The following is a 24807-nucleotide window of genomic DNA, read 5'->3' on the forward strand; positions in this document are numbered from 1 at the left end:
GCCAGTTACTCCGCGGGGGTATTACGGCCTGCACGGCGCAGCCAGCGGCCCAGATATATAACTGGCCAACGCAGGACCGAACAGCCCCCCGCCAGCACCAGCATTCCCACCCAAGGTCCGTGCTGATACGCAACGAACCCGACGATCGGAATGCCGACAGTGATCAAGATATAGGCGTTGCGCCAGTGAAAATCACGACTGGGGGTCATGGCCAGAATATTGGCCACAAGTGCCCAGACACAAGCAAGTGTAAGTGACAGGCTTATCATTCGGGAATCTCCGGATGTTCGCCGCGCAACCGCGCCGCGATATAGCGCAACGGGTTACGGAACATGGAAACAAAGGCCGCAAGACCCAGTAATGCAAAGACCCAACCAAACTGGATCCCTACCATAACGATCAATACAGGGGCAGCCAGCAGCAAAATAACGCCTGGAACATACTGCCGGCGCATCGGCAGCATCGCCACTGCAGCAGACGCAAAAACCCAAGCGATCAGGAGCCACACCAGCATCATGCGACGCGCATCCGGCGCAGTGTGGCACGGGCCAACAGTCCCACCAGCCAGCCGGCAATAAGCGGTGGCATCGTCAGCAGGACCAGCGGCTCCCACACGTTAGAGGGCAAGAGGAAATAGGAAGTCGCCCATAGGCCTGCAAGGATGACCAGCCAAAGAGCCACCCGCCGCCACGGCAACAGGGCAAGTCCCAGACCGACCATCAGGAGCAGGACAATCGCGATCACGCCGCCACACCTTTAAGCGCGCGCAATGCCTCCGGTAGGGCATTGGCCCAACCGCTGATCGTGCCTGCCCCGAGGCAGACAACCATATCACCGGGCCGTGCCTGCTCTGACACCAACCGCGCCAGATCTTCTGGTCCATCCAGACGGCGCGCATGGCGGTGACCGTGCTGGATCAATCCCGCAACCAGTGCATCGCGGTCAGCGCCCTCGATCGGCTCTTCACCCGCGCCATAGACATCCAGAATACCCACAACATCGCAATCGTTGAAGCAGGCGCAAAACTCGTCGAAATGATGGCTCAGACGGGAGTAGCGGTGCGGTTGATGCACCGCAATCACGCGTCCGTCAGTGGCCTGGCGCGCTGCTTTGAGAACCGCAGCGATTTCGACCGGATGATGACCATAGTCATCAATGATTGTAACCCCGTCGACTTCACCGACTTTGGTGAACCGCCTGTTTACGCCACCAAACCCTTTAAGGGCCGCGCGAATTTCCTCGGCCTTCATGCCCAGATGCCGCGCCACAGCAACGGCCGACAGTGCATTGGATACGTTGTGATCCCCCGGCATCGGCAGCTGGCAGTCCTTGATCGTGATATCCTCGTTTTGCAGGTGGATATCAAAATAGGCGACCCCAGCCTTATAGTGCAGGCCCACGGCACGCACATCGGCCTGCGGGCTAAAGCCATAGGTGATGACGCGGCGGTCGGTAATCTTGCCCACCAGCATCTGTACCTCGACATTATCGATGCAACACACGGCCACACCGTAAAACGGTATGTTGGACGTAAAATCCAGAAACCCCTGACGCAGGTTCTCGATTGTGCCCCAATGGTCCATATGCTCGGGGTCGATATTGGTCACAATTGCAACGGTAGCCGGCAGCCGGTTGAACGTGCCGTCACTCTCGTCGGCCTCGACGACCATCCATTCCCCCTCGCCCTTACGCGCATTCGAGCCGTAAGCGTGGATCACGCCGCCGTTGACAACAGTCGGGTCAAATCCGCCACCATCAAGGAGGGCAGCGACCATGGTTGTCGTTGTGGTTTTGCCGTGGGTACCCGCGACGGCAATATTGGATTTGAGGCGCATCAACTCTGCCAGCATCTCGGCGCGGCGCACAATCGGCAGGCCAGCCGCGCGCGCAGCGTCCAGCTCGGGGTTGCCGCGTTTGATCGCAGAGGAAACAACGACAACCTGCGCGCCTTCGATGTTACCCGCCTGCTGGCCCTCGAAAATTTTCGCGCCCAACTCCGCCAGACGGTCAGTGATCGGGGTACATTTAAGGTCGGAGCCCTGCACGGTATAGCCATGATTCAGCAACACTTCAGCAATGCCGGACATACCAATGCCGCCAATGCCCACGAAATGGATGGCGCCCACATCACCGGGCAGTTTTGTTGCAGCGTTCATGCGCGCGTTTCCTTCGTCGTAAGATCAAGTATCAGATCGGCCAGTATCTGGGCCGCTTCGGGTTTACCAAGGGCGAGTGCACGGTTTGCCATTTTGGTAGCCGAAGCGCCATCAGACAGAACCATCAGGATCAGTTCGGTAAGTTTGTCAGGATATGCCGCATCCTCGCGAACCATGATTGCGGCATCCGCATCAACCAAACCGCGCGCGTTCGCGACCTGATGATCGCCCGCAGCTGCGGCAAACGGAATAAGAATAGAGGGGCGGCCTATCACCGACAGATCGGCAATCGAGGACGCGCCTGATCGGGTAATGATAAGCTGCGCCTCGGACATACGGCGTGGCACATCGTGGAAAAACGGCTGCACATCGGCATTGATACCGTTTTGTGCGTAATACTCGGCAACGCGTGTACCGTCCTCCTCGCGGGCCTGATGGCTGACGCGGATGTTGCGCAGGATGTCCATGGGCAGCCCTGCAATTGCGGGTGGCACGACATCGCTCAGAATGCGCGCCCCTTGGGAGCCGCCCATCACTAAAAGCTCCATAGGGTAATCCCCCGGCGCGATATAACCCGCACCGGCACGGTCCAGCACGGAAGCACGGACCGGATTACCCACATGCACCCCTTGCACACCGTCGGGCAAAGTCGTGGGCCATGTGCCACAGGCTACCCTGTCAACGCGGGTGGCAAAAATCTCGTTCACGCGACCCAGCACGCCGTTCTGCTCGTGTATCATGCGCGGACGGCGCAGCAGCCACGCCGCCCCCAGTGCTGGAATGGTCGGATAACCGCCAAACCCGATTACAACATCCGGGCGGTCGCGCAACATGCGAAATGCAGCACTCAACGTGCCACCCGCAATACGAAACGGAACCATCGCCTTAGCAAACAGACCGCCACGGGCAAAGGTTGCACTTGCAATTTGCTCGACTTCGACAGCCGAGGGAAAGCCGGAAGTATAGCGCGCGCCGCGCGCATCCGTGCTCAACTTGACGCGCCAGCCCCGTGCTAACATGACCTCGGCCAATGCCTGTGCAGGAAACATGTGCCCGCCCGTACCACCGGCCGCGATTACAAGGAGGGGCAGACGGCTCATGACCGGCTCCGCCCCAGCAGCGCACTGATCTCGCCCTGTGGACGGCTGCGCGTATAGGCCAACAGCATGCCAAGGGCGATCCCGGACGCAATTACCGAAGAACCACCGTAACTAACAAAGGGTAAGGTCATACCCTTGGCGGGCAAAAGACGCACGGCTACGCCCATGTTGATCATCGCCTGAACTCCGAACATGCAGGCCAGTCCGGTACCTGCAAGCCGGATAAACGGGTCACGCTCACGCACCAGCCGCATTAGCGAACGGACGACAACGCAAGTGTAGAGCGCGATGATGCACAGAACGAGGACCAGTCCATATTCTTCGGCAGCGACCGCGATAATGAAATCTGTATGCGCGTCTGGCAGTGACCATTTCACTTCCCCCTCGCCCACGCCAACACCAAACAGACCACCCTCGCGGATTGCATTGGTGGCATATCCCAGCTGCGTCGTCGGATCGACATCCACGCTGAGAAAACCGTCAATCCGTCGGGCAAAATGCTCGGAATTTGAATAGGCAACCGTGCCTGCAAGTACAACGAGGCCAGCCATCCCGACCAGCAGGACGATCGGCGCACCGGCTACGAAATACATCACACCCCAGCCGAACAGAACCAGACAGGCCTGACCGAAATCAGGCTGTAGCGCCAGCATGAGCACAATGGTGATACACAGGCCGAATGACCATGCTTTGCCGGGAGGGCCGTTGATCTCGAGACTGGCGGCCATCATCCACGCGGCGATGACAACAAAACCAGGCTTGAGAAATTCCGATGGCTGGAAAGATGCAAACCCGAGGCTGTACCAGCGTACGGCCCCTTTGCCAAAATCAGTGCCGAAAAACGGCAGGAACAGCAGTGCAACAAAAGATGCAAGAAATCCGACGACTGCAAGTCTGCGCACCAAAGTGGGCGACATCATCGAGGTCAGAAGCATGGCAATCATCGCCAGACCGCCAAAAAAGGCCTGACGTTGCACATAATGGAAGGGGTCAAACCCGTTTTTTTCCGCCAGTGGCGGCGAGGCCGCAAGCCCCAGCAACATACCGACGCCAAACAGCATCAGAATGCAGGAAAGCGCCCATTTATCGAGCGTCCTCCACCATTTCGGTAGGATGGGTTCGCCATTCCGCACGGGAACCGCGCCAAAGACCATTTCTGTCATGGGTACGTGCCTTACACTGCCTGTCTCGCCTCCTTTTCGGAGGTCTGATAGGCAGTGTAGCGCGATTTTCGCCTCACGGCTAGAGTCTTTGCACCCTTTTGCGGGGCCTATTAGCCCTCAAAGGTGCCGCGAATAGGATAATCGTTATTCCGCACGAATTTGATCCCGTTGGCAAGACCCTCAAGATCGGGCCGCGCAAACGGCGCATTGGACACGTCAATGATCTGCACTGCGCCTTCGGCGTTGATCACAAACACGCCCGGCTCCGCAAAAGGGCGATCGGTTTCCTGGGGGCTGCGCGGCTCGGAGATATAGAGACCAAGGGTTCCCATCTGCTCGAGCGTAAGACCATATCCCATTGCAATCGTAAGATCTTTTTCATCGGCAAAGGCCTGCGCCTTCTCTTTGGGGTCAGCAGATACGGCAATCACATCGACGCCCTGCGCATTGAACGCCTGCTCGACCTCCTGCAGCTTTGCAAGATAGGTTTTGCAGATTGGGCAATGCAGGCCGCGATAGACCACCACCAGCTGCCAGTCGTGACCGCCCCTCGGCGTGCCCAGCACTGTCGTCTCTCCGCCCAGCGTGTGAACTTCGGTTTTGGGAAAAATGCTTCCTGCAGCAAGAGCTGTCATCGGGTCGTCTCCTTTATGTGTTTTCGAATATCTAAACAATACGCGGACCATCACAAGGGCGGTTCACGAATGCTTGACCACGTCCCCCCGATGAGGCACCAGCACGTATGGAATTCGAGACAGCAATCATTGGCGCGGGCGCCGCAGGCATGATGTGTGCGGCCCATCTGGAGGGGCGCACGCTGGTTGTGGATCACGCCAAGGCGGCGGGAGAGAAAATCCGTATTTCAGGCGGAGGCCGGTGCAACTTCACCAATCTCTATACCGATGCGGAGGCCTTTATCTCTGCCAACCCGCATTTCGCCAAATCCGCCCTCGCACGCTATACCCAATGGGACTTTATCGCACTGGTAGACGCGCATAAAATCGCGTGGCACGAAAAAACCCTTGGGCAGCTTTTTTGTGACAACAGCGCTAAAGACATTATCGCGATGCTCCAAAGCCTGATGTCCACACGCGGAACCGATCTGCGGCTCAACAGCACTGTGCGTGATGTGCAAAAAGACGGTGATCATTTCACCTTCACCCTGCAAACGCCTGATAAGACGCATCAGGTTAGGGCGAAGAACCTCGTGATCGCCACAGGCGGTAAATCCATTCCCAAGATGGGAGCTACAGGCTGGGCCTATGACATCGCGCGCCAGTTCGGCCTCCCTGTGACAGATATCCGCCCTGCGCTGGTACCATTCACCTTTGCCGAGGGCCGCTTTGCGGAAATTTCGGGGGTCGCGGTGCCATCCCGCGTACGCGCAGACGGACCTGCCTTCGAAGAGGCACTTCTTTTCACTCACCGCGGCCTTTCGGGACCGGCGATTTTACAAGCGTCATCCTACTGGACCGAAGGCGCAACCATTACCGTCGATATCGCACCGCCCGACATGTACGAGGCCCTGCGCACCCAGCGACAGGATACGGGCCGCCGGAACTTCACCACCGAGTTGTCGCGCCACCTACCCGCGCGCCTCGTCGATCATCTGTCAGGCGTTTTTGATCTTGGTGGAAACCTGGCCGATTGGTCGGATGCTCGCCTTGGTGCGCTAATCGACAATCTGCGCCAGTGGGAATTGCTGCCCAATGGTACCGAAGGTTACCGCACCGCCGAAGTGACAGTTGGCGGCGTCGATACCGACGCACTCAATGCGCGCACCATGGCGGCAAAAAACCATCCGAACCTCTATTTCATCGGAGAAGCCGTGGACGTGACCGGATGGCTGGGCGGCTATAACTTCCAATGGGCATGGTCCTCTGGAATGGCAGCCGCCCAAACAATGAACGAAGCGCGCTAAAGCTTCAGCCCAGATGCGCCCGCACAAGCGCTACAAAATCATCACCACGCTTCTCGAAGCTGTCATATTGATCAAAGCTCGCTGCTGCAGGTGCCAATAATACAACATCCCCTGCCTCGGCCTCGGCAATTGCGCGTGCCACAGCGACAGCCATCGTGCCGCAGACCTCAGCCTCGACCTTGAGCTGCATGGCAAACCCCGCCGCCTCGCGCCCGATGACATAAGCTTTACGCACCGTATCGACTGCACCAGACAGGCCTTCCAACCCGCCTTCCTTTTCGAGGCCGCCGCAGATCCACCGGATTGATCCAAACGCGGTCAGCGCTTTTGCCGCCGAATCCACATTTGTGGCCTTGCTGTCATTTACAAACCGCACACCGTCTTTTTCGCCGATCGTCTGGCTGCGGTGTGGCAAGCCCGCAAAACTGTGGAAAGCCGCCTCTATCACGCGTGGCGCAATCGCCAGTGCGCGGCACGCAGCATAAGCACTGCAAGCATTCTGGTGGTTATGTGCACCAGGTAATCCGGCCACCCCGCGCAGATCGATCGAAGCCGCCTGCTTGCCGTTGCGGTACTCGCTCAGGAACCCCTTGCGCGCAAAGACGTTCCAGCCGGGACCACCCAGCTTGCGGTCCACACTTACGCGGATCACACGGTCATCGACCGCCCCCTCGCTCAGCTGCCCCGCTAGAAACGCGCCTTCCTGCTCGTCCACGCCAATAACAGCACGGTCTGGCCCGCCTTCTGCAAACAGCCTCCGCTTGGCCGCGAAATACCCGCCCATTCCTGCATGCCGATCCAGATGATCGGGACTGAGATTTGTAAAAACTGCAACATCAGGCGTCAGACTTCGCGCCAGATCCGTCTGATAGCTCGACAGCTCCAGCACCACGACACCCCCATTTGACGCAGGCTCGATGTCCAGAACCCCACGCCCGATATTGCCTGCCAGCTGCGAATTACGCCCCGCATGCTCCAGTATGTGGTGGATCAGCGCCGAGGTCGTGGACTTACCGTTCGATCCGGTCACCGCGATCACCCTTGGGGCCACATCGAACATGTCCCACTCGGAGGTTGCAAAACTCTGGAAGAATAATCCGATATCATTGTCTACCGGCACACCGGCATCCAGCGCCGCCACAACAACGGAATTAGGCGCCGGATAGAGATGCGGAATACCTGGGCTGACGATCAGCCGCGCAATTCCGTCAAAGGCATTGGCGCGTGCCAGATCAAGACATTCAAACCCTTCCGCTTCGGCCACTTCCCGTGCGGGCGGGTTATCGTCCCAGCACACCGGCACGGCATTCCCTGCCCGCAGTGCACGGGCCGCCGCAAGGCCGGAGCGACCCAAGCCCAAAACCGCAACACGCAAACCACTCAAGCCCTGAACTGGTATCATCGTCGAACTCTCCCCGAGGGCATCGCGTGCCCAAATTTATCTGAACTACAGGTGTATCTGGAAAAAAGCGTCTGTTACGGCGGACCGTACATCAACATGGTCCACAGGCTTTATTATTTTTCCCGAAAAACTTTGCCGTATGATGCAAAGCGCCAGCATTGGCTTGCCGCAGTGCTAGCGTACTTTCAATGTCGCGAGGCCGATCATTGCCAGAATCAGCGAAATAATCCAGAACCTGATTACGATTTGCGGCTCGGCCCAACCTTTTTTCTCATAGTGATGGTGGATCGGCGCCATTAAGAAAACCCGCTTGCCCGTACGTTTAAAGTACAGGACCTGAATAATCACCGAAAGCGCCTCGACCACGAACAGGCCGCCGACAATTCCCAGCACCAACTCATGCTTGGTGGCGACCGCAATAGCACCTAATGCACCGCCCAACGCAAGCGATCCGGTGTCGCCCATAAAAACCGCCGCAGGAGGGGCATTATACCACAAAAAGCCTAATCCGCCGCCAAAGATACCGGCCGTAAATATCAGGATCTCACCTGTGCCGGGCACGTAATGCACATCCAGGTAATCCGTGAAATCCACACGCCCTACTGCGTATGCAATCACTCCCAGCGCACCCGCTGCAATCATCACCGGCATGATCGCCAAACCATCGAGGCCGTCCGTGAGGTTCACTGCATTCGCAGAACCCACAATCACGATCATCGCGAAAGGAATAAACAGATACCCTAGGTTGATGAGGGTATTTTTGAATACCGGCAGCGCCAACTGGTATTGCAGCGTCTCGGGGTGGTATTGCGCTGCCCAAAACGATGCGACGCCCGCAATGGCAAAACCCAGCAACAGCCGTATTTTCGAGGAAACGCCCGCGACAGTCTGCTTGCTCACTTTGGCGTAATCATCGGCAAAGCCGATGGCGGCAAAGCTCATTGTGACGAAAAGCACCATCCAGATGAACGGATTGTCGAGCCGCGCCCATAGCAGTGTCGAAGTGAGCAGCGCGCCCACAATCAACAGCCCCCCCATGGTTGGCGTTCCCGCCTTGGCGAAGTGGCCTTCTGGACCGTCACCGCGGATGGGCTGGCCCTTCCCCTGGGTGCGGCGCAGCATGTCGATCAGTGGTCTGCCAAACAAAAATCCGAATACAAGGGCAGTCAGAAATGCGCCGCCTGCGCGAAAAGTGATGTAGCGAAACAGGTTAAAGAAATCGCCGCCATCCGACAGCAGGGTTAACCAATAGAGCATACATCGTCCTTACCAATTCAGCAGCGCACTGATCCACATCTTGTAGGATCGTGGTCTGCTCCCCCCGCATAGGGGCGTCACATATCTGTTACCGGATGGCCCATTTTACGGATGGCGTCAACGACCAGACCCAATTTCATACTGAGCGAACCTTTGGCCAGCACAACATCGCCTGCGTCGAGTTTGTGGCTTAGCCCATCGCACATTTCCGCCGCCGTCTCGGTCCAGTCGCCGCGCTGATGTGCGGGTAACAGATCATAAAGTGCGCGCATCAAGGGACCGACACAGTGGATAACATCCAGCGTTTTGGTCGCCTCCAGATGGGCAAGGCCCGCATGCAAAGCGACAGCATCGTCGCCTAACTCTTTCATATCGCCCAAAAAAGCAATCCGTCTGCCTTTGCCGATGCGGCCCACACCGTCAATCGTCTTGGCCCCGGCCAACACTTCGAGCGAAGCCGCAACTGAAGTGGGGTTCGCGTTATAACTGTCGTCAATCAGCGACAAACGCACATTAGCCTCGATCGGATCAAGTTGGATGACCTCGCGCTGGCCGCGCCCTTTATAGGGCGTCCAACGGCCAAGAACGACAATAGCCTGTGCCAGATCAGCACCGATCGCCTGTATGATGGCCAGCGCGCCCAGCCCGTTCATTGCAAAGTGCCGGCCCGGCGTGGCGAGTTTGAACAAAACAGGCTTATCGTCGAATTCAGCCTGAACAACAGTGGTATCGCCCTGAATGCTCAGCTCTTTGAGCTTCCAGTCAAACCCGTGCTCGCCAAAGGCGATGCCGTGCAGCCGTTTATCCAGCGTCTTTGCGGCCAGAATAGGCGAGGTTTCCACATCGGCGTTATAGACCGCAGGTGCGCCCCGTTCGAGGCTGTCAAAAATACTGGCTTTTTCCAGCGCAATGCCGGTGATGTTGTCAAATGCCTCAAGGTGGGCTGCGGCGACAGTGGTGATCAACGCGGCATGGGGCCGTGCCAGCATCGTCAGCGGTAGAATCTCGCCGGGATGGTTCATTCCCATCTCGATGATAGCATATTCCGTATCGGCAGGCATCCGCGCCAGCGTCAGCGGCACCCCCCAGTGGTTGTTGTAGCTGGCGATGGAGGCATGGGTGCGCCCTTGCGCCGACAGCATCGCCAGAAGCATCTCCTTGGTCGAGGTTTTGCCCACCGATCCAGTGATCCCGATGACCTTTGCCTGCGTGCGGGCCCGTGCCGCCGCTCCCAGCGCCTCCAGAGCCTTAAGGACATCATCCACAATCAACAGCGGCGCATCTTGGGCGACACCTTCTGGGATGCGGGACACCAACGCAGCTCCCGCCCCTTTTTCCAGCGCCATCGCGACGAATTCGTGACCATCGCGCACGTCTTTGAGTGCTACGAACAGGTCGCCTGCCTCAATCGTGCGGGTATCGATCGAGACACCATTCACGGCCCAATCGCCCTGAACACTGCCGCCCGTTGCTGCCTTCGCCTCTGCTGCTGTCCACAAACTCATGCCGGTTGCCCCATTACGCCAGTCTTCCGTCCAGTGCCGCGACCGCAACACTGGCCTGCTCCACATCATCAAAAGGCAACACATCGTCGCCAATGGTCTGGCCCGTCTCATGACCCTTGCCAGCGATCAGCAGGGCATCGCCGGGCTGTAACACGTTGACCCCACGCAAGATCGCCTCGGCACGGTCGCCCACTTCAGTGGCGTCAGGACATCCCGCCATTACCGCAGCGCGGATGGTTGCAGGATCTTCGGAACGCGGATTGTCGTCGGTTACAAAAACCACATCGGCGTTTTCATGCGCCGCAGCCCCCATAAGCGGGCGTTTTGCACGGTCACGGTCACCGCCGGCCCCCACAATCGCGATCAGACGACCCATGACATGCGGACGCATTGCGGATAGTGCGGTTGCGATAGCATCGGGCGTATGGGCGTAATCCACAAACACCGCCGCGCCATTGTCGCGGGTCGCGGCCAATTGCATCCGGCCCCGCACAGTTGTGAGGTGGGGAATAGTGTCGAACACGTCCGCCGCATCCGCGCCGCAAGCAATCACCAGCGCCGCCGCGAGCAGCACGTTATCGGCCTGAAACCCCCCGATCAGCTCCAGCCGTTTTTGGTAGGTCTTTCCGCGCCAGTCAAACCGGAGGTCCTGCCCCGTTGCATCAAAGCGTTGTGCACGAAGGTGTAGATCACCCCCGTCACGGCCAACTGTAATCACACCACAACCGCGCGCAGTGGCAATCGCTGCCATCTCTACACCCTTGGCGTCGTCAATATTTATCACTGCCGTGCCATCTTCTGGCAGCACCCGCGCAAACAGCGCGGCTTTGGCATCGAAATAGGCCTCGAAGGTTTCGTGATAATCAAGGTGGTCCTGGGTAAAGTTGGTGAACCCGGCCGCTTTAAGCGTCACACCGTCAAGGCGGCGCTGGTCAAGACCGTGAGAAGACGCTTCCATTACAGCATGGGTAATACCGGCCTGCGCAGCCTGCGCCAATGTGCGGTGCAATGTGATCGGCTCCGGCGTGGTATGGGCCAGCGGGGCGGACCATGCGCCCTCGACCCCTGTGGTGCCCAAATTGACCGCAGCCAATCCCATCTCTATCCAGATTTGCCGCACAAATGTGCTTACGGATGTTTTGCCATTGGTGCCCGTGACAGCAATCATAGTTTCAGGCTGCGCGCCGAACCACAGCGCCGCACTGCGCGCAAGCGCCTCACGCGGGTTCTCGGAGATTACAAGCGCAGCACCTGCCGTCCGGACCGCGACGCCGGCAAGCTGGGCGCCTTTCGCATCCGTAAGGATAGCAACCGCGCCCCGCTCAAGTGCTGCATCAACAAAGGTAGCGCCGTGCACTTCTGTCCCGGGTAGAGCGGCAAACAACTTGCCAGCGCCCACGCGGCGGCTGTCGACTTCGATCCCAGTGAGATCGGGGTTTTCCCCCCCTGCGGCCATCAGCCCCAAGGAATTCAACGTGCTGCGGGATGGGGTGGTCATAGGGGCGCCTGCGGGATCAGTTACTGCTGGTCAGCGTTATACCAGCGAGTTGTGCAGGTTCAATGGCCGGCCGCATATCAAGAAGGGGCGCGACACGGCGGATCATTTCTGCCGCGATTGGAACGGCAGTCCAGCCAGCAGTGCGGCGCGGCTCCCCGCTTGACGTTTCGACAGGTTCGTCGAGCGTTACAATCAGCACAAATCGCGGGTTCTCCGCAGGGAACATCGACGCAAATGTCGTGATCGTCTTGTCCTTGTAATAACCGCCCCCGCGGGCCTTTGGCTTGTCGGCCGTGCCGGTTTTGCCAGCCACAAAATACCCCGGCACTTCGGCAAACGTCGCCGTGCCATCATCCCCGATAACAACATCGCGCAGCATCCGGCGGGAAGCGGCAGCCACGTCCTCGCGCATCACGCGCTTGCCCAGTTGCGGGCCGTTTTGTTTAAGCAGGGTCGGCTTGACCACGCGGCCCCCGTTTGCGATCGCGGCATACCCTGCCGCAAGATGCATCGCGGTCGTCGAGATCCCATGCCCGTAAGAAATGGTTACCGCAGACAGGTCGGTATAGCGCGCGGGCAGCAAAGGCATACTACCGGAGGCTTCGATAATCTCGAAAGACGACTTATCAAATAGGCCCAGACTGCGCAAGAATTCCTGCTGGCGTTCTTTACCGATCATAAGCGCAAGGCGGCCAGTGCCCCTGTTCGAGGACTTTTCGATGATCTGGGAAACCGTAATGGAGCCGTAATTCTTGTTCCCGAATTCGCCGATCCTGTGGCCGCCGACCTTCATCGGACCTGCCGTATCAATCACTGTGTCGGCATTCACCAGCCCCAACTCCATCGCTTGGGCTACAGCAAAAATCTTGAACGTAGATCCAAGTTCGTACACCCCCTGAACCGAGCGGTTGAACAGCGGACTGTCGGACGGATCGCCATCGAGTGCGGGCCGCGGGCGGTTGTTAGGATCAAAACTGGGAAGCGAGACGACACTGACGATTTCGCCGGTCTGGACGTCCATCAGGATAGATGTCGCCCCCTTGGCGTTCATCAACTTCATCCCGCCATCAAGCACCCGCTCGGACGCGGCCTGCACCGACAGATCAAGGCTCAACTCAAGCGGCTTACCTGCATTGGCCGGATCTCGTAGGTAATTGTCGAAATATTTCTCCGCGCCTGCCACGCCGATCACCTCGGCGGCGCTCACTCCCTCGCGGCCGAAACTGGAGCCGCCCATGATGTGCGCGGCCAATTTACCATTAGGGTAGAGCCGCATGTCACGCGGCGCAAACAACAGACCCGGATCACCGATGTCATGCACGGCCTGCATCTGCTCGGGGCTGATTTTCTTTTTCACCCACAAAAATTTGCGCGAGCCGGTGAAATCCTTGACCAGTCGCGCTTCGTCCAGATCGGGGAATATCTTTGCCAGCTTTTTCGCTGCCGCTTCCTTGTCGATCATATGCGGCGGCTGGGCATAAAGCGCGTGCGTGTCCAGATTGGTCGCAAGAATACGTCCGTTACGGTCGACAATATCGGCGCGGGTGTTGGCGATCACCGAGCCGGGCGCATGGGCTCGTGGCTCAACCGGATCGGAAACCGACAAAAGCCCCATGCGGGCACCCACAACGGCGAAGGCACAGAAGAAGCACACGCCCAAAACCAGCAGGCGGCCCTCCGCGCGGCTTCGATCTTTGTCGCGCATCTGCTCGTGGCGGATGCGACGATTTTGATGCTCGATCGCGTCGGGGTTTTCGCCTTTGGCGCGGGCCTCGAGGATACGCGCAAGCGGACGCAGCGGGGTGCGGATCATAGGTCATTCTCCGAATTCATCGTGGAGACATCGACAGGGTTGGTAATCGGGAGCAACTCCGGGATCGGGTACTGCACCTCGTCTACCTGTCCGAACTGGTCAGGATGCAGCGGCAAAAGCTGCAAGCGTTCGAAATTCATTTCCGCCAGCTCCCTGATGCGGTCGGGACGGTTGAGATACGCCCATTCCGCGCGCAATACGGCCAGCCGCGCATGCGTGTCACGGATCTGGGAATGCAATCTATCGGTCTGGTTCAGTACCGCCTGCGTGGCATAGTTTTCGCGGTAGGCCCAAAACGCGAGCCCAATAACGCCCAAAGCTGTCAAAACGTAGATCACGGATCTCATTGCTTCTTTTCCTTCATCATCGGCATGCCGATTGCCTTTGCCTCGATTGTGCCACTCGGGGCGTCCGTGCGCGTGGCGACCCGCAGTTTGGCACTGCGCGACCGCGGGTTTTCCTCCAGCTCCTGCGCGTCGGGTCCTATGGCCTTACGCGACTTGATCTCGAACTGCGGTGCATCCTGCTCGATCTCGGGTGCAAAACGGTTTGCATTACCCCCTGCCCCCGCACGTGCGGTCAGGAACCGCTTTACCATGCGGTCCTCGACAGAGTGGAAAGTCACCACTGCCAGCTTACCGCCAGGCTTCAGCGCGCGTTCGGCGGCCATCAGACCCTCCCAAAGCTCGCCGTATTCGTTGTTTACTGCGATGCGCAACGCCTGAAACGTTCGGGTAGCAGGATGGCTCTGCCCCGGTTTGGCGCGGGGAAGACAGCTCTCGACCAGACGGCTCAACTCGGCCGTGCGCACGATCGGCGCTTCGGTGCGCGCAATGCACAACAGTTTTGCGATCCTGCGGCTGGCGCGCTCTTCCCCGTAGAGGAATATAATATTGGCCAGCTCCTCCTCAGAGGCTTCATTGACCAGATCAGCGGCAGAAGGCCCGTCTTGGGACATGCGCATATCAAGCGGCCCATCGCGCATGAACGAAAACCCGCGCTCTGCCAGATCAAGCTGCATGGAGGACACGCCCAGATCCAGCACGATGCCATCAAGGTCCTGACCATATTCATCCATCTTGGAGAACACGCCGTGTTGCATGATGATCCGGTCGCCAAATTCACCGGCCCAAGGCTTTGCCATCTCGTGCGCCATTGGATCCCGGTCAACGGCAATCACCCTTTGCGCGCCTGCATCAAGTAGACCGCGAGTATAGCCGCCCGCACCGAATGTACCATCCAGCCATGTGCCGGCCACTGGCGCTACAGCCGCAAGCAGCGGCCTCAGAAGTACGGGGATATGGGGGGAGGTCGGGGTGGCAGCCATGACCTGTTACGCTCCCGGCGTTCCGTCCAGGAACTCCATCGGGTCAAAATCCTCAGGAAGCTCGTTAAGCCATGCCTCTTGCTTGGCGCGCTCTTGCGTATCATAGGTCTCGGGGTTCCAAATCTGGAAGGTATCGCCCGTTCCCATAAAGAAGGCCTCGTTGTCGAGGTTGATTTTCGAACGCAGCTTGGCTGGCAGCACAAGGCGTCCGGTTTCATCAACTGTGGTTGGAAAGGATTGTCCGTTGAACATAGCCTGAAGCATTTTGCGCTGCATCGAGCCGCGGGGAAGCGCGTCGATCTTTGCGTCCACTTCCTCGATCGCGGCCATTGTATAGCATTCAAGGTAAGCGCGACGGTGATCGCCATAAACAATCACCAATTCAGGGTTTTCACCGTTTTCCCAGTTCGGATCGGAGGCTTCCAGCACACGCCGAAAAGAGGCAGGTATAGATACCCGCCCCTTTGTATCGACTTTGTGCTGGCTTTCGCCTCTGAACCGTCGGCTCACTATACTGTCCCTATTTGCGCGACTTGCGCTGTTATCGTCCTGCCTGCGCACACGTTGGTGCCTGTGAAGGTCCACAATTTTTGTGTGACCCCTTGGAAGTAAAAAGGGCGGGTTGATCTGCTGCCACTGATCAACCCGCCGCTTTATTCCCGCCGCGAGGGTGGGGAAGTCCGACTGCGCGCGCCACCTGGGGGGATGTCTGCTCGCTCGCGCGCCGGATCTCTTGGTCTGATGAATTCGAGGCCTGTATGAAACCTGCTAGAGTTTTATTTAATTTTGGGGTCGTTTGGTGCCCCGTGTCTCGCTCTCATCCGATGCACTAGGGATGCCATGGGAAATCATGGGCGTCTACAATTAATTTAAAATTTCGCCATAGATCCTAGTCGGAATCTGCGCGCCCAATTGAAATATTAACTTATGTTTTGAAAAAAAGAGGCATACCTAGCGATATATAAACAGATAGTCACTACATATGGTGTCAGAATAAGTGTGCTTAAATTTCCCACAAATTCCCAGAAAAGTTACACGTCAAAGTTATCCACAAGCTATATTCCCGTTCTGTTCCTATGTAAATCCAATTCCAGACGCCGAATCGAGCATGAGTTCCCAAAACAAGCTGATTCCAGCCCATTGATTCACAGCGCCGAAGCGAAGCTTCCCATCATTTCCCACCACCTCGCCCATTATTTCCCATGACGACGTTCTCGGACGGTTTGAGCCACCTCGGAGCGAAGCGGCTGAGCGCCTCCCCCCGAGTTGCAGTGACCCATTTCGACCACACACACGCACCGGTTGGAGAGCTTGCCTTGTGAAATCGCTTACAAAGGGCCAAAAAGGTAAAATATAGCCCCGGAACGATTTCAAATGTTAACCACGCTTAGCCTCCTTCGCCACACGTTCAGACTGTTGCTAAAAGAGCCACTCAAAACCTTACAGGTGGTGGGTCCCGCACTGTTGGTTTTGATCGTTATCAGCATTATCGCGAGCGTGACCTCGCCCGAGATAGCAATCGGCAGCTTTGAAGGCAGTCGCATGAACGCCGTGCCTTTGAATTGGATATTTCTGACAGCAGTTGTTCTGGGCTATTCGATGATGGCGATCGCATGGCATCGTCACACCCTGCGCAACACCGAAACACCGCGGCCTTTGACCGTACCGCTTGTTTTGGGATACCTTTGGCGCATTGTCATCCTGACGACCGTCCAGATCACGATTTATGTGGTCTTAATGACGCCCCTCATGGTGTCGAACCACTCAGCCTCCGCACTCAACGCAGAACCGGGGTATATTTCTGTGTTAATGACGGGGTTCGTCGCTGAGCTCTCGCTGATCTGGTTGTCATTGCGGCTTAGCCTGATCTTGCCTGCGGCGGCAGTCGGCCACCCGATGTGTCTGACAGACAGCTGGCGTTTCACTGCGCCCGTCTCGTCACAGCTTATGGGCGTAGCTGCCATTCTGGCACTTGTGAGTGGTGTTCAGACAGCCGCCAGTGCGCATTTTGACCTCACGCAGCCGCGCCACCTGCTGCTCCTTGATCTGCCGTCTTTTGTAATCGAAGGACTGCTGATCTTCAGCTTGCTGACAATCCTCTATGCCGCCTTGGTACACAAAGCCCCGCTAGACAATACAGAGCGCCCGACAGACGCATGAACTAGGGAGCGCCAGCCGCTATTACTGCCGGCGCAGCCCTTTTGCTCAGGCCATACCGCCCTTGATCAGCCCCTCCGCAATGCGCGCATACGCCAGCGCCATCGGGCTATCGCCCGCAGCGACCGGCGTGCCATTATCACCTGCCAGACGTGTCTCCAGATCAATTGGCAATGTCCCCAACAGTGGTACTCCCATCGTTGACGCCTCTGCCGCGACACCGCCGCGCCCGAAAATCTCGTGCTCGGATCCGCAGTCGGGGCAAACAAACATCGACATATTCTCGATCAGGCCCAGAACTGGCGTCTTCAACGTGGCGAACATATCGAGCGCCTTACGCGCATCAATCAAGGCGACGTCCTGCGGCGTACTCACCACGATTGCGCCTGTCAGCTCCGACTTTGTGCACAGCGTCAACTGCACATCGCCGGTGCCCGGCGGGAGATCGACGATAAGCACATCAAGTTCGCCCCACTCTACCTGACCCAGCATCTGCTGGAGCGCGCCCATCAGCATGGGACCACGCCAGATCGTGGCTTTCCCTTCCTCCATCATGAAACCGATAGACATAAGAGTGACGCCATGAGCATGCAGCGGAATAATGGTTTTGCCGTCGGGACTGGCAGGACGTTTGTTCACACCCATCATGCGCGGGATGCTGGGACCATAAATGTCGGCATCCAACAGACCCACCTTACGCCCCTGTTTTGCCAAGGCTACGGCGATATTTGTGCTTACAGTAGACTTGCCCACCCCGCCCTTTCCCGAACCGATGGCAACAATACGTTGCACGCCGCTGGGTTTGGTGGGACCGTCCTGTGGTTTGGGATGGCCGCCAATCTTGAGGCTGGGGGGCTTGGCCGCTGGCCCATGCGCAGTCAGTGCGACACTCGCTTGACTAACACCTTCGATCTCCGACACCAGTTTTTCTGCCGCATCGCGCAGCGGACCCATTGCACGGGCGACCTCGGCGTTGGGCGCCTCGATTACAAATCGCACAACGCCCTCCTCGATCGTCAGGGCGCGCACCAGATCATGGGCCATCAGGCTCCGGCCATCAGGCAGATTGATCCGTTCGAGTGCTGCGATTACGTCATCTTTGGTCACGGCCATGGTGCTTCTCCTCTGGGTCGGTTCTGACATCGCAGATTGCACAAAAACCGCAAGGCCACAGCACCGCGTTATCATACCGCACACAGGTTAGCCCTCACCAAGCCTGTTTGCACAAAAAACATGCGCTACCCACTTATGCGAATGCTGCATAGCAGAAATGCGAAATAAATGATTGTGCAGCTGCAGAAAGAATTGGTAAGACTGATCTTGAAAACAATCCTCCCGAGAGTTTTCTTTAATACCGAAAAGTACCTCACTCTCCTCCCGAGGCTGCTTTTCACTTTTGGCGGCGATATCTCCTCCCAGATATCGTCGCCCTTTTTTCAAACTTCAGAAAATATTCATCTTCACACACCCGTGATGTGATCTTGATTTAATTTATCTATAATTCAATACATTGACCCAACGTCGCATATGCAGCAAACGCATAGCCGCATTGCAGCATTGCAGGTTGAACACCCCCCGCAGAGGTTTAAATATTGGTCACAACAAGACGCAGACGCATGAAAGAAATTGATATGACATATTTTACAGACACACACGCAGCAGTATCCCAGCAGCCTAGCCGCATCGCAGCATTTTTTGCCGCAATCGCGCTGAAGGCGCGCCAGCGCAAGGCATACCGTACGACCTATAACGAGCTGTACACCTTGACGGCGCGCGACCTTGCCGACCTCGGCATGAGCCGTGGTGACTTTCGCCGCCTGTCGCGCGAAGCAGCCGAAATGGTGAAGTAATATTGAATTCCTTGCGGTCTGGTCCTCCCACCGGCTCGTTAGGATAAATGTGACGCGGCAGAGTCTCGCCTCCCCGATGACCCCGCGTTGCAACAGTGCCGCTTTCGTTCCTCCCGATTGAAAGTCGCACGTGATAGAACGGCGTTTCCCACCTCCCTGGGAAGCGCCGTTTTACTTTCAGACGGCTTCCGTCACACATTTCACTTCTACCGTGGCGAAATGATAAAATCGGCTCTCGGTGATTGCATAAGAAATTATGGAGTCTCAGAACGGCACATCATCCGCCGCGACCAAAAACCGTGCGACGACCTTCTTGTCACCCGCTTTCTCAAAGGCGACCTCCAGCTTGTCACCTTCAATACCGATAATGGCCCCGTAACCGAATTTTTGGTGAAACACCCGCTCGCCCATGGTGAAACTGCTGGTCGCAGTCATGTCGATAGTCATATTTTTGGATTCTGACGGCTGGCTTATGCCACGCTGGCTGGCCCTTGATTGCAGGCGCCGCCAACCGGGAGAATTATAGACATTCGCCTCCGCTGCCGCATCGTGCAGCGTACTTTGGGGCATGGCGGCCGCCCCGAAACCACCACCGTAAAGGCCCGGTGGGGTAAGCACGTCAACATGCGCCTCTGGCAACTCGTCTATAAACCGCGACGGCATAGCGTTTTGCCACTGGCCGAAAACGCGGCGGTTCGCGGCAAAGGAGATTGTGCAAATTTCTTCGGCCCGCGTAATGCCCACGTAGGCCAGCCGCCGCTCTTCTTCGAGGCCCTTCTGCCCGCTCTCGTCCATGGACCTTTGGGAAGGGAACAACCCATCCTCCCAGCCCGGCAGGAAAACCGCGGGAAACTCCAGACCCTTGGCAGCATGCAACGTCATGATGCTGACCTTTTCGCCCTCGCCTTCCTTCTCGTTGTCCATGATCAGGCTGACATGCTCCAGAAATCCTTGCAGATTTTCAAACTGGTCAAGCGCTTTGACAAGCTCTTTGATATTTTCAAGGCGCCCCGGCGCTTCGGGGGTTTTGTCATTTTGCCAGTGGGCGGTATAGCCGCTCTCGTCCAGAATAATCTCGGCCAACTCCACGTGGCTGATCTCGGGCGGGGCAAATTCCATCCGCACTGGACCGCCGTCGTCCAGCACCGCGTCATCGTTCACTTCGATGCGAGGGCCGTGTAATTTAGATGACCAGCGGTCGATTCCTTCAACCAACAGGCGCAATTCTGTCGCCCCTTTGCCTCCTATGCCTTTTTCCCCAAGCAGGCGCCGCGCACCCTCCACAAGATTCGTACCGTGCTGCCGCGCCGTACCCTGAATTTTCTGCATCGCAACTTTGCCAAGACCCCGCTTCGGCGTGTTCACCACCCGCTCAAATGCCAGATCATCGTCGGGCGAGGTCACGATACGGAAATAGGCCATGGCATCGCGGATTTCGAGCCGCTCGTAGAATCGCGGTCCGCCAATGACACGGTAGGGCAAACCAATGGTGAGGAAGCGATCCTCAAAGGCACGCATTTGGTGGGAGGCCCGCACAAGAATTGCCATATGATCGAGCGAGAATTTGCGCAAGCCACGTGTGCCACGCTGCAATCCCTCGATCTCGTCCCCGATCCAGCGGGCCTCCTCCTCGCCGTCCCAATGCCCGATCAGGCGCAGCTTTTCGCCCTCTTGTGCATCGGTCCACAATGTTTTGCCCAATCGCCCCTCGTTGCCAGCGATGACACCCGAAGCAGCAGCAAGAATATGCGGCGTCGAGCGGTAATTCTGCTCAAGTCTTACGACGTGGCTTCCGGGAAAATCCTTCTCGAATCGTAAAATGTTGCCCACCTCGGCCCCGCGCCAGCCATAGATCGACTGGTCGTCATCGCCCACACAGCAGATATTCTTGTGCCCGCCTGCCAGCAGACGCAGCCACAGATACTGGGCCACATTGGTATCCTGATATTCGTCCACAAGGATGTATTTGAACCAGCGCTGGTATTGCTGCAGCAAATCCTCGTGGTTCTGGAAGATCGTGACCATATGCAGCAGCAAATCACCAAAATCACAGCAATTAAGCTCGCGCAGCCGGACCTGATAGGCCGCATATATTTTAGGCCCAAGGTGATTATACGCTCCCGCATCCGCAGCGGGCAATTTATCCGGCGTCAGCGCACGGTTTTTCCAGTCATCAATAATTCCCGCAAGCATCCGGGCAGGCCAGCGCTTGTCATCAATACTCTCAACTGCAACCAACTGCTTGAGAAGGCGAAGCTGATCGTCCGTGTCAAGAATGGTGAAGTTCGATTTCAACCCCACCAACTCCGCGTGACGGCGTAGCAGCTTGACGCAGATCGCATGGAAGGTGCCTAGCCACGGCATCCCCTCGACAGGCTGGCCCAGCATGCTGCCCACACGGTTCTTCATCTCGCGGGCTGCTTTGTTGGTGAAGGTCACCGCCAAAATCTCGTTCGGGCGGGCGCGCCCTGTGTTCATCAAATGGACAATTCGCGCCGTCAGCGCACGGGTCTTGCCCGTCCCTGCCCCTGCCAGCATCAAGACAGGGCCGTCCATCGTCTCGACCGCTTCGCGTTGCGCGGGGTTGAGACCGTCCAGATACGGCTGCGGGCGCGCCGCCATGGCACGTGCAGACAGTGAGGCGCCTTCGAAGGCGGCATTTTCATCAAAATCGTTCATGAGAAGTAAGGTAGCGTGATCTGGCCGCAACTTAAAGAGACGTTCGCACAATGTTCCATGACGAAACGCAGATTACCTGACCTCATGTCAGTAACTGGACATTATTCGAATATGCTTAATTTTACTCGACTTTACTTGCATTTACCTCTCGCTAACCAAGTTCTAGTGGGAGTTTCCCAGCGAAAACTGGAGTTATGAGCAATGCGTTCACACCAAAAGATCCCGAAGTGCTTCGTCGTCAGCTTGACCGATTCACGATACCGATGTTCTTAGCCAAGCTTAACGTATCTACTTCCAAATTCGTGATGGTTACGATCAACGACGCCCAGGAGGAAGGTTCAGGTCTGTTGATGAATACCGCAATCGACCGCGCGCTCAGCGATCTTTTACCGCCCGAACAGACAGCAAATTCGATCCAGCATTATTCTGAATGTTTGCGCAGCGACGCGCCCGTGCGGCACCCCGAGAAATTTAAGCTGCAAGGCGGCACGACCATCTGGGATACATCCCTGTGCCGTTTAACCCTGCCCTGTCGACGGCTTCGAAATATTGGTACAACCCTTGTTGTGCACCTTGTCACCCGAAATGCGGCTGAAGCAGGTTTCGGACATTCTCAGCGCTGTCGAGGACGGTGCGCTGGCACCGGACCAGTTGGTCGGCACTGCAGGTGTTTTTGGCCGAATTGTCTCGCAGCATGAACGAGACCTAGGCAGAGATGCGCAGGATCGCCAAAAAACGTCTCGCACAGGAAAATGCGTCTGTGCCCCTGATTTCCTCGAACACCACAACGGCGCAAGAAGACAACCGCGAGGTGGATAGAACTGTTCGATCTCTCGTTCTGGCCGCACAATACCTGCCTTATTCAAGAGTGTCCAAAAGGTCCGGAATGTCTCCTGATTAAACAACGTATAAGGAACTACACCGCAACGGATAAGATCAACGAAACAACCGGATCAGACCTCAAACGGACGCTGGACAACGACACGCATACTCTGACAAATGCGAGGATGGATTTGCACTCAAAATACCCCGCCCTGTCCGATCTACGCGCCCGCGCACAACGGCGTATTCCCAAATTTGTTTGGGAATATCTCGACAGCGGTACCGGTGACGAGGCCACAAAGGCGCGCAACCGCGCAGGACTGGACCGCATCGGTATGATGCCTTCGGTCTTACACGGTGAATTCACCCCAGATCTGAGCACAGATTTTTTGGGCAAAAAGCTGCCGCTCCCCTTTGGTATCGCACCTATTGGCATGTCGGGCCTGATGTGGCCCGATGCAGAGGGGCATCTGGCACGTGGCGCTGCCCGCGCAAACATTCCCTACTGCATTTCCACTGTCGCCACTCAAAGCCCTGAAGACATCGCCCCCCACCTGGGCACGCATGCATGGTTCCAGATGTACCCGCCGCGCGACGCAGATATTCGCCGCGATATGCTCGCGCGGGCAAAGGCCGCGGGGTTTTCGACGCTGATCCTTACGGTGGATGTGCCTGTGGCCAGCCGCCGCGAGCGGCAGGTGCGCTCCGGCCTCACCAATCCCCCGCGACTGACCCCGCGCCTTCTGGCACAGGTGGCGCTGCGTCCTGCATGGGCAATGGGTATGGCCAAACGCGGTATGCCCCATATGCGTGGCCTTGATAAATATGCAAATGCGGCGACCAACGGCCTCTCGCCAACGGCGCATGTTGGGTATTTGCTACGTACCGCGCCCGACTGGGATTATGTCGGTTGGCTGCGCGAGGAATGGGATGGTGATTTTCTGGTCAAGGGCGTGCTGCGCCCCGAAGACGCCGTACGACTTGAGGGTTTAGGGGTTGATGCAATCTGGGTCTCCAACCATGCGGGCCGCCAGTTTGACGGCGCACCACCGGCAATCGACGCGCTCCCACAGGTGCGCGCGGCAACAAAACTGCCCCTGATTTTCGATAGCGGCATCGAGGGCGGGCTGGATATCCTGCGCGCACTGGCGCTGGGAGCGGATTTTGTGATGCTCGGCCGCGCGTTCCACTTTGCGCTCGGCGCGCTCGGGCCGCAGGGTGTAGACCACCTGATCGATATTCTGGCCAAGGATATGGCCTCGAACATGGGTCAAATCGGTGCGCGCACCCTGTCAGAGCTGCCCGCCACGATCAGGCTCTAATAATTTGGAGGATCTGCCCAGGTTCAATGAGGCAGACCTACTCGTCTAAATTTACTGGGCCCGCAGCTTGAGATCACCAAGGATGAATTGCACCCGCTTGTCCCCCGGGGGGAATGGCGCGCCATTGGCAGCAATCGGGCTGATCACATAACCGTCACCCGAGCGATGATAAGTGCTGCACACCATCCCGCCCATTTCGTTGATCTGGTCACCGGTTACCGCCAGCAGCGCCGTTGACATGCTGTCGCGCCCTGTCGTGCTCAAATCCGGCGCGCGAAAACACGCCTTTTCGCCCTGCAAGAGATTGCGGCTCACAATTTCTACGTTTTGCACACTCGTCGTGCCCGGAATACTCAGCGCAGTGATCTCTTTTGTCGTCATGATGGTGCCATCAATACTGGTGCTAATAATTGAGGCACAGGTATTGCTGGCAGCCTGATACTCTACACAGGCGGTTTTGTTAGGATGGGCTGCAAGGATATTGCGAATGTCTAGTTGCTCACCCTTGGGTAAAGTGCTGACCGCAGCAGTATCGGGGGCACGTGCACACCCGGCAACCGCCAAAAGCATGCCCAACAGACCTACCGTTTTAATCAATTTACTTTGAAAAATAGCCATTTGAATAATTCCCTGCTCGTTTTTTTGTTTTCGCGATATCGCCACTGGCCTTTTGCAAATGCAACGAAAAATGCACATTTAGGAAATCGCTTTGCCCCGATTGTCGCACTTGCGCACCAAATTTGCTGAATATTGTCCATTTTGGTTATAAAAACCGTGGCACTACCCAATCACACGCATTGCGACTGTCGGTAACTTGCGCCTACAAATTGCCCGT

At 57.3% G+C, this 24807-nt stretch carries 23 protein-coding genes; 4 read left to right on the forward strand and 19 right to left on the reverse strand.

Going from position 1 to position 24807, the window contains the following annotated elements:
- Positions 1-5: 5 nt before the first annotated feature.
- The 7 genes from C8N30_RS01485 to C8N30_RS01515 form a co-directional block, all read right to left on the reverse strand.
- Positions 6-266, reverse strand: a complete 261-nt coding sequence (locus C8N30_RS01485; protein ID WP_025062722.1) for a DUF2484 family protein — start codon at positions 264-266, stop codon at positions 6-8.
- Positions 266-517, reverse strand: a complete 252-nt coding sequence (locus C8N30_RS01490) for a DUF2484 family protein (protein WP_037967945.1) — start codon at positions 515-517, stop codon at positions 266-268. Before C8N30_RS01490 ends, C8N30_RS01485 begins: the two co-directional genes overlap by 1 nt.
- A complete protein-coding gene (locus tag C8N30_RS01495; RefSeq protein WP_025062724.1) occupies positions 514-744 on the reverse strand; it encodes a hypothetical protein in 231 nt (76 codons plus the stop codon). The genes C8N30_RS01490 and C8N30_RS01495 overlap by 4 nt, the downstream gene beginning before the upstream one ends.
- A complete protein-coding gene (murC, locus tag C8N30_RS01500; protein ID WP_025062725.1) occupies positions 741-2156 on the reverse strand; it encodes a UDP-N-acetylmuramate--L-alanine ligase in 1416 nt (471 codons plus the stop codon). Before murC ends, C8N30_RS01495 begins: the two co-directional genes overlap by 4 nt.
- Entirely contained in the window at positions 2153-3256 is a 1104-nt protein-coding gene (locus C8N30_RS01505; protein ID WP_025062726.1) for a UDP-N-acetylglucosamine--N-acetylmuramyl-(pentapeptide) pyrophosphoryl-undecaprenol N-acetylglucosamine transferase, read from the reverse strand. The genes murC and C8N30_RS01505 overlap by 4 nt, the downstream gene beginning before the upstream one ends.
- A complete protein-coding gene (ftsW, locus tag C8N30_RS01510; protein WP_025062727.1) occupies positions 3253-4419 on the reverse strand; it encodes a putative lipid II flippase FtsW in 1167 nt (388 codons plus the stop codon). The genes C8N30_RS01505 and ftsW overlap by 4 nt, the downstream gene beginning before the upstream one ends.
- Positions 4420-4529: 110 nt before the next feature.
- The gene (locus tag C8N30_RS01515) at positions 4530-5054 is read right to left on the reverse strand and encodes a peroxiredoxin-like family protein (RefSeq protein ID WP_025062728.1); all 525 of its coding nucleotides are present in this window, start codon (positions 5052-5054) and stop codon (positions 4530-4532) included.
- Positions 5055-5161: 107 nt separating this feature from the next.
- On the opposite strand from C8N30_RS01515, the gene C8N30_RS01520 reads away from it, so the two are divergent.
- The gene (locus C8N30_RS01520) at positions 5162-6340 is read left to right on the forward strand and encodes a BaiN/RdsA family NAD(P)/FAD-dependent oxidoreductase (protein ID WP_025062729.1); all 1179 of its coding nucleotides are present in this window, start codon (positions 5162-5164) and stop codon (positions 6338-6340) included.
- A 4-nt stretch (positions 6341-6344) separates the two neighbouring features.
- Here C8N30_RS01520 and murD read toward each other — a convergent pair whose 3' ends face one another.
- From murD to mraZ, 8 genes are all read right to left on the reverse strand, one after another.
- Positions 6345-7742 (reverse strand): UDP-N-acetylmuramoyl-L-alanine--D-glutamate ligase, encoded by a 1398-nt coding sequence (gene murD, locus C8N30_RS01525; RefSeq protein ID WP_025062730.1) that lies wholly within the window; start codon positions 7740-7742, stop codon positions 6345-6347.
- Positions 7743-7916: 174 nt separating this feature from the next.
- The gene (mraY, locus tag C8N30_RS01530; protein ID WP_025062731.1) at positions 7917-8999 is read right to left on the reverse strand and encodes a phospho-N-acetylmuramoyl-pentapeptide-transferase; all 1083 of its coding nucleotides are present in this window, start codon (positions 8997-8999) and stop codon (positions 7917-7919) included.
- Positions 9000-9076: 77 nt separating this feature from the next.
- Positions 9077-10504: a UDP-N-acetylmuramoyl-tripeptide--D-alanyl-D-alanine ligase gene (locus C8N30_RS01535; RefSeq protein ID WP_025062732.1), complete on the reverse strand. Its 1428-nt coding sequence runs from the start codon at positions 10502-10504 to the stop codon at positions 9077-9079.
- A gap of 13 nt (positions 10505-10517) precedes the next feature.
- A complete protein-coding gene (locus C8N30_RS01540; RefSeq protein WP_025062733.1) occupies positions 10518-12002 on the reverse strand; it encodes a UDP-N-acetylmuramoyl-L-alanyl-D-glutamate--2,6-diaminopimelate ligase in 1485 nt (494 codons plus the stop codon).
- A 16-nt stretch (positions 12003-12018) separates the two neighbouring features.
- Positions 12019-13815 (reverse strand): peptidoglycan D,D-transpeptidase FtsI family protein, encoded by a 1797-nt coding sequence (locus tag C8N30_RS01545; RefSeq protein WP_025062734.1) that lies wholly within the window; start codon positions 13813-13815, stop codon positions 12019-12021.
- Positions 13812-14162: a cell division protein FtsL gene (ftsL, locus tag C8N30_RS01550; protein ID WP_025062735.1), complete on the reverse strand. Its 351-nt coding sequence runs from the start codon at positions 14160-14162 to the stop codon at positions 13812-13814. Before ftsL ends, C8N30_RS01545 begins: the two co-directional genes overlap by 4 nt.
- Positions 14159-15142, reverse strand: a complete 984-nt coding sequence (gene rsmH / locus C8N30_RS01555) for a 16S rRNA (cytosine(1402)-N(4))-methyltransferase RsmH (RefSeq protein ID WP_025062736.1) — start codon at positions 15140-15142, stop codon at positions 14159-14161. The genes ftsL and rsmH overlap by 4 nt, the downstream gene beginning before the upstream one ends.
- Positions 15143-15148: 6 nt before the next feature.
- Positions 15149-15652, reverse strand: a complete 504-nt coding sequence (mraZ, locus tag C8N30_RS01560) for a division/cell wall cluster transcriptional repressor MraZ (RefSeq protein WP_025062737.1) — start codon at positions 15650-15652, stop codon at positions 15149-15151.
- Positions 15653-16516: 864 nt separating this feature from the next.
- Between mraZ and C8N30_RS01565 the strand changes: the two genes are divergently transcribed.
- Positions 16517-17302, forward strand: coding sequence for a hypothetical protein (locus C8N30_RS01565; RefSeq protein WP_025062738.1), 786 nt, complete (start codon positions 16517-16519; stop codon positions 17300-17302).
- A 45-nt stretch (positions 17303-17347) separates the two neighbouring features.
- Here the strand turns inward: C8N30_RS01565 and C8N30_RS01570 are convergent, their stop codons facing one another.
- A complete protein-coding gene (locus tag C8N30_RS01570; protein WP_025062739.1) occupies positions 17348-18412 on the reverse strand; it encodes an Mrp/NBP35 family ATP-binding protein in 1065 nt (354 codons plus the stop codon).
- Positions 18413-18930: 518 nt separating this feature from the next.
- On the opposite strand from C8N30_RS01570, the gene C8N30_RS01580 reads away from it, so the two are divergent.
- Positions 18931-19149 carry a DUF1127 domain-containing protein gene (locus tag C8N30_RS01580; protein ID WP_025062741.1) on the forward strand — a complete coding sequence of 73 codons (219 nt, stop codon included), beginning with the start codon at positions 18931-18933 and terminating at the stop codon, positions 19147-19149.
- Between the two features lie 264 nt (positions 19150-19413).
- Here the strand turns inward: C8N30_RS01580 and C8N30_RS01585 are convergent, their stop codons facing one another.
- Positions 19414-21828 carry an ATP-dependent helicase gene (locus C8N30_RS01585; protein ID WP_025062742.1) on the reverse strand — a complete coding sequence of 805 codons (2415 nt, stop codon included), beginning with the start codon at positions 21826-21828 and terminating at the stop codon, positions 19414-19416.
- A 1007-nt stretch (positions 21829-22835) separates the two neighbouring features.
- On the opposite strand from C8N30_RS01585, the gene C8N30_RS01590 reads away from it, so the two are divergent.
- A complete protein-coding gene (locus C8N30_RS01590; protein WP_025062743.1) occupies positions 22836-23972 on the forward strand; it encodes an alpha-hydroxy acid oxidase in 1137 nt (378 codons plus the stop codon).
- 51 nt (positions 23973-24023) lie between these two features.
- Here C8N30_RS01590 and C8N30_RS01595 read toward each other — a convergent pair whose 3' ends face one another.
- Together C8N30_RS01595 and C8N30_RS19915 are read right to left on the reverse strand one after the other, a co-directional pair.
- Positions 24024-24590 carry a hypothetical protein gene (locus tag C8N30_RS01595; RefSeq protein WP_025062744.1) on the reverse strand — a complete coding sequence of 189 codons (567 nt, stop codon included), beginning with the start codon at positions 24588-24590 and terminating at the stop codon, positions 24024-24026.
- Positions 24566-24730: a hypothetical protein gene (locus tag C8N30_RS19915; RefSeq protein ID WP_120222832.1), complete on the reverse strand. Its 165-nt coding sequence runs from the start codon at positions 24728-24730 to the stop codon at positions 24566-24568. Before C8N30_RS19915 ends, C8N30_RS01595 begins: the two co-directional genes overlap by 25 nt.
- Positions 24731-24807 lie beyond the last annotated feature (77 nt).

The organism is Sulfitobacter guttiformis, from assembly GCF_003610455.1.
Classification (GTDB): domain Bacteria; phylum Pseudomonadota; class Alphaproteobacteria; order Rhodobacterales; family Rhodobacteraceae; genus Sulfitobacter; species Sulfitobacter guttiformis.

Excerpts from the sequence above, each read along its gene's own strand:
- C8N30_RS01490 (WP_037967945.1), bottom strand. The coding sequence starts at position 517 with ATGATGCTGGTGTGGCTCCTGATCGCTTGGGTTTTTGCGTCTGCTGCA.
- murC (WP_025062725.1), bottom strand. The coding sequence starts at position 2,156 with ATGAACGCTGCAACAAAACTGCCCGGTGATGTGGGCGCCATCCATTTC.
- C8N30_RS01505 (WP_025062726.1), bottom strand. The coding sequence starts at position 3,256 with ATGAGCCGTCTGCCCCTCCTTGTAATCGCGGCCGGTGGTACGGGCGGG.
- ftsW (WP_025062727.1), bottom strand. The coding sequence starts at position 4,419 with ATGACAGAAATGGTCTTTGGCGCGGTTCCCGTGCGGAATGGCGAACCC.
- C8N30_RS01515 (WP_025062728.1), bottom strand. The coding sequence starts at position 5,054 with ATGACAGCTCTTGCTGCAGGAAGCATTTTTCCCAAAACCGAAGTTCAC.
- C8N30_RS01520 (WP_025062729.1), top strand. The coding sequence starts at position 5,162 with ATGGAATTCGAGACAGCAATCATTGGCGCGGGCGCCGCAGGCATGATG.
- murD (WP_025062730.1), bottom strand. The coding sequence starts at position 7,742 with ATGATACCAGTTCAGGGCTTGAGTGGTTTGCGTGTTGCGGTTTTGGGC.
- mraY (WP_025062731.1), bottom strand. The coding sequence starts at position 8,999 with ATGCTCTATTGGTTAACCCTGCTGTCGGATGGCGGCGATTTCTTTAAC.
- C8N30_RS01535 (WP_025062732.1), bottom strand. The coding sequence starts at position 10,504 with ATGAGTTTGTGGACAGCAGCAGAGGCGAAGGCAGCAACGGGCGGCAGT.
- C8N30_RS01540 (WP_025062733.1), bottom strand. The coding sequence starts at position 12,002 with ATGACCACCCCATCCCGCAGCACGTTGAATTCCTTGGGGCTGATGGCC.
- C8N30_RS01545 (WP_025062734.1), bottom strand. The coding sequence starts at position 13,815 with ATGATCCGCACCCCGCTGCGTCCGCTTGCGCGTATCCTCGAGGCCCGC.
- ftsL (WP_025062735.1), bottom strand. The coding sequence starts at position 14,162 with ATGAGATCCGTGATCTACGTTTTGACAGCTTTGGGCGTTATTGGGCTC.
- rsmH (WP_025062736.1), bottom strand. The coding sequence starts at position 15,142 with ATGGCTGCCACCCCGACCTCCCCCCATATCCCCGTACTTCTGAGGCCG.
- C8N30_RS01565 (WP_025062738.1), top strand. The coding sequence starts at position 16,517 with ATGTTAACCACGCTTAGCCTCCTTCGCCACACGTTCAGACTGTTGCTA.
- C8N30_RS01570 (WP_025062739.1), bottom strand. The coding sequence starts at position 18,412 with ATGGCCGTGACCAAAGATGACGTAATCGCAGCACTCGAACGGATCAAT.
- C8N30_RS01580 (WP_025062741.1), top strand. The coding sequence starts at position 18,931 with ATGACATATTTTACAGACACACACGCAGCAGTATCCCAGCAGCCTAGC.
- C8N30_RS01585 (WP_025062742.1), bottom strand. The coding sequence starts at position 21,828 with ATGAACGATTTTGATGAAAATGCCGCCTTCGAAGGCGCCTCACTGTCT.
- C8N30_RS01590 (WP_025062743.1), top strand. The coding sequence starts at position 22,836 with ATGGATTTGCACTCAAAATACCCCGCCCTGTCCGATCTACGCGCCCGC.
- C8N30_RS01595 (WP_025062744.1), bottom strand. The coding sequence starts at position 24,590 with ATGGCTATTTTTCAAAGTAAATTGATTAAAACGGTAGGTCTGTTGGGC.
- C8N30_RS19915 (WP_120222832.1), bottom strand. The coding sequence starts at position 24,730 with ATGGACAATATTCAGCAAATTTGGTGCGCAAGTGCGACAATCGGGGCA.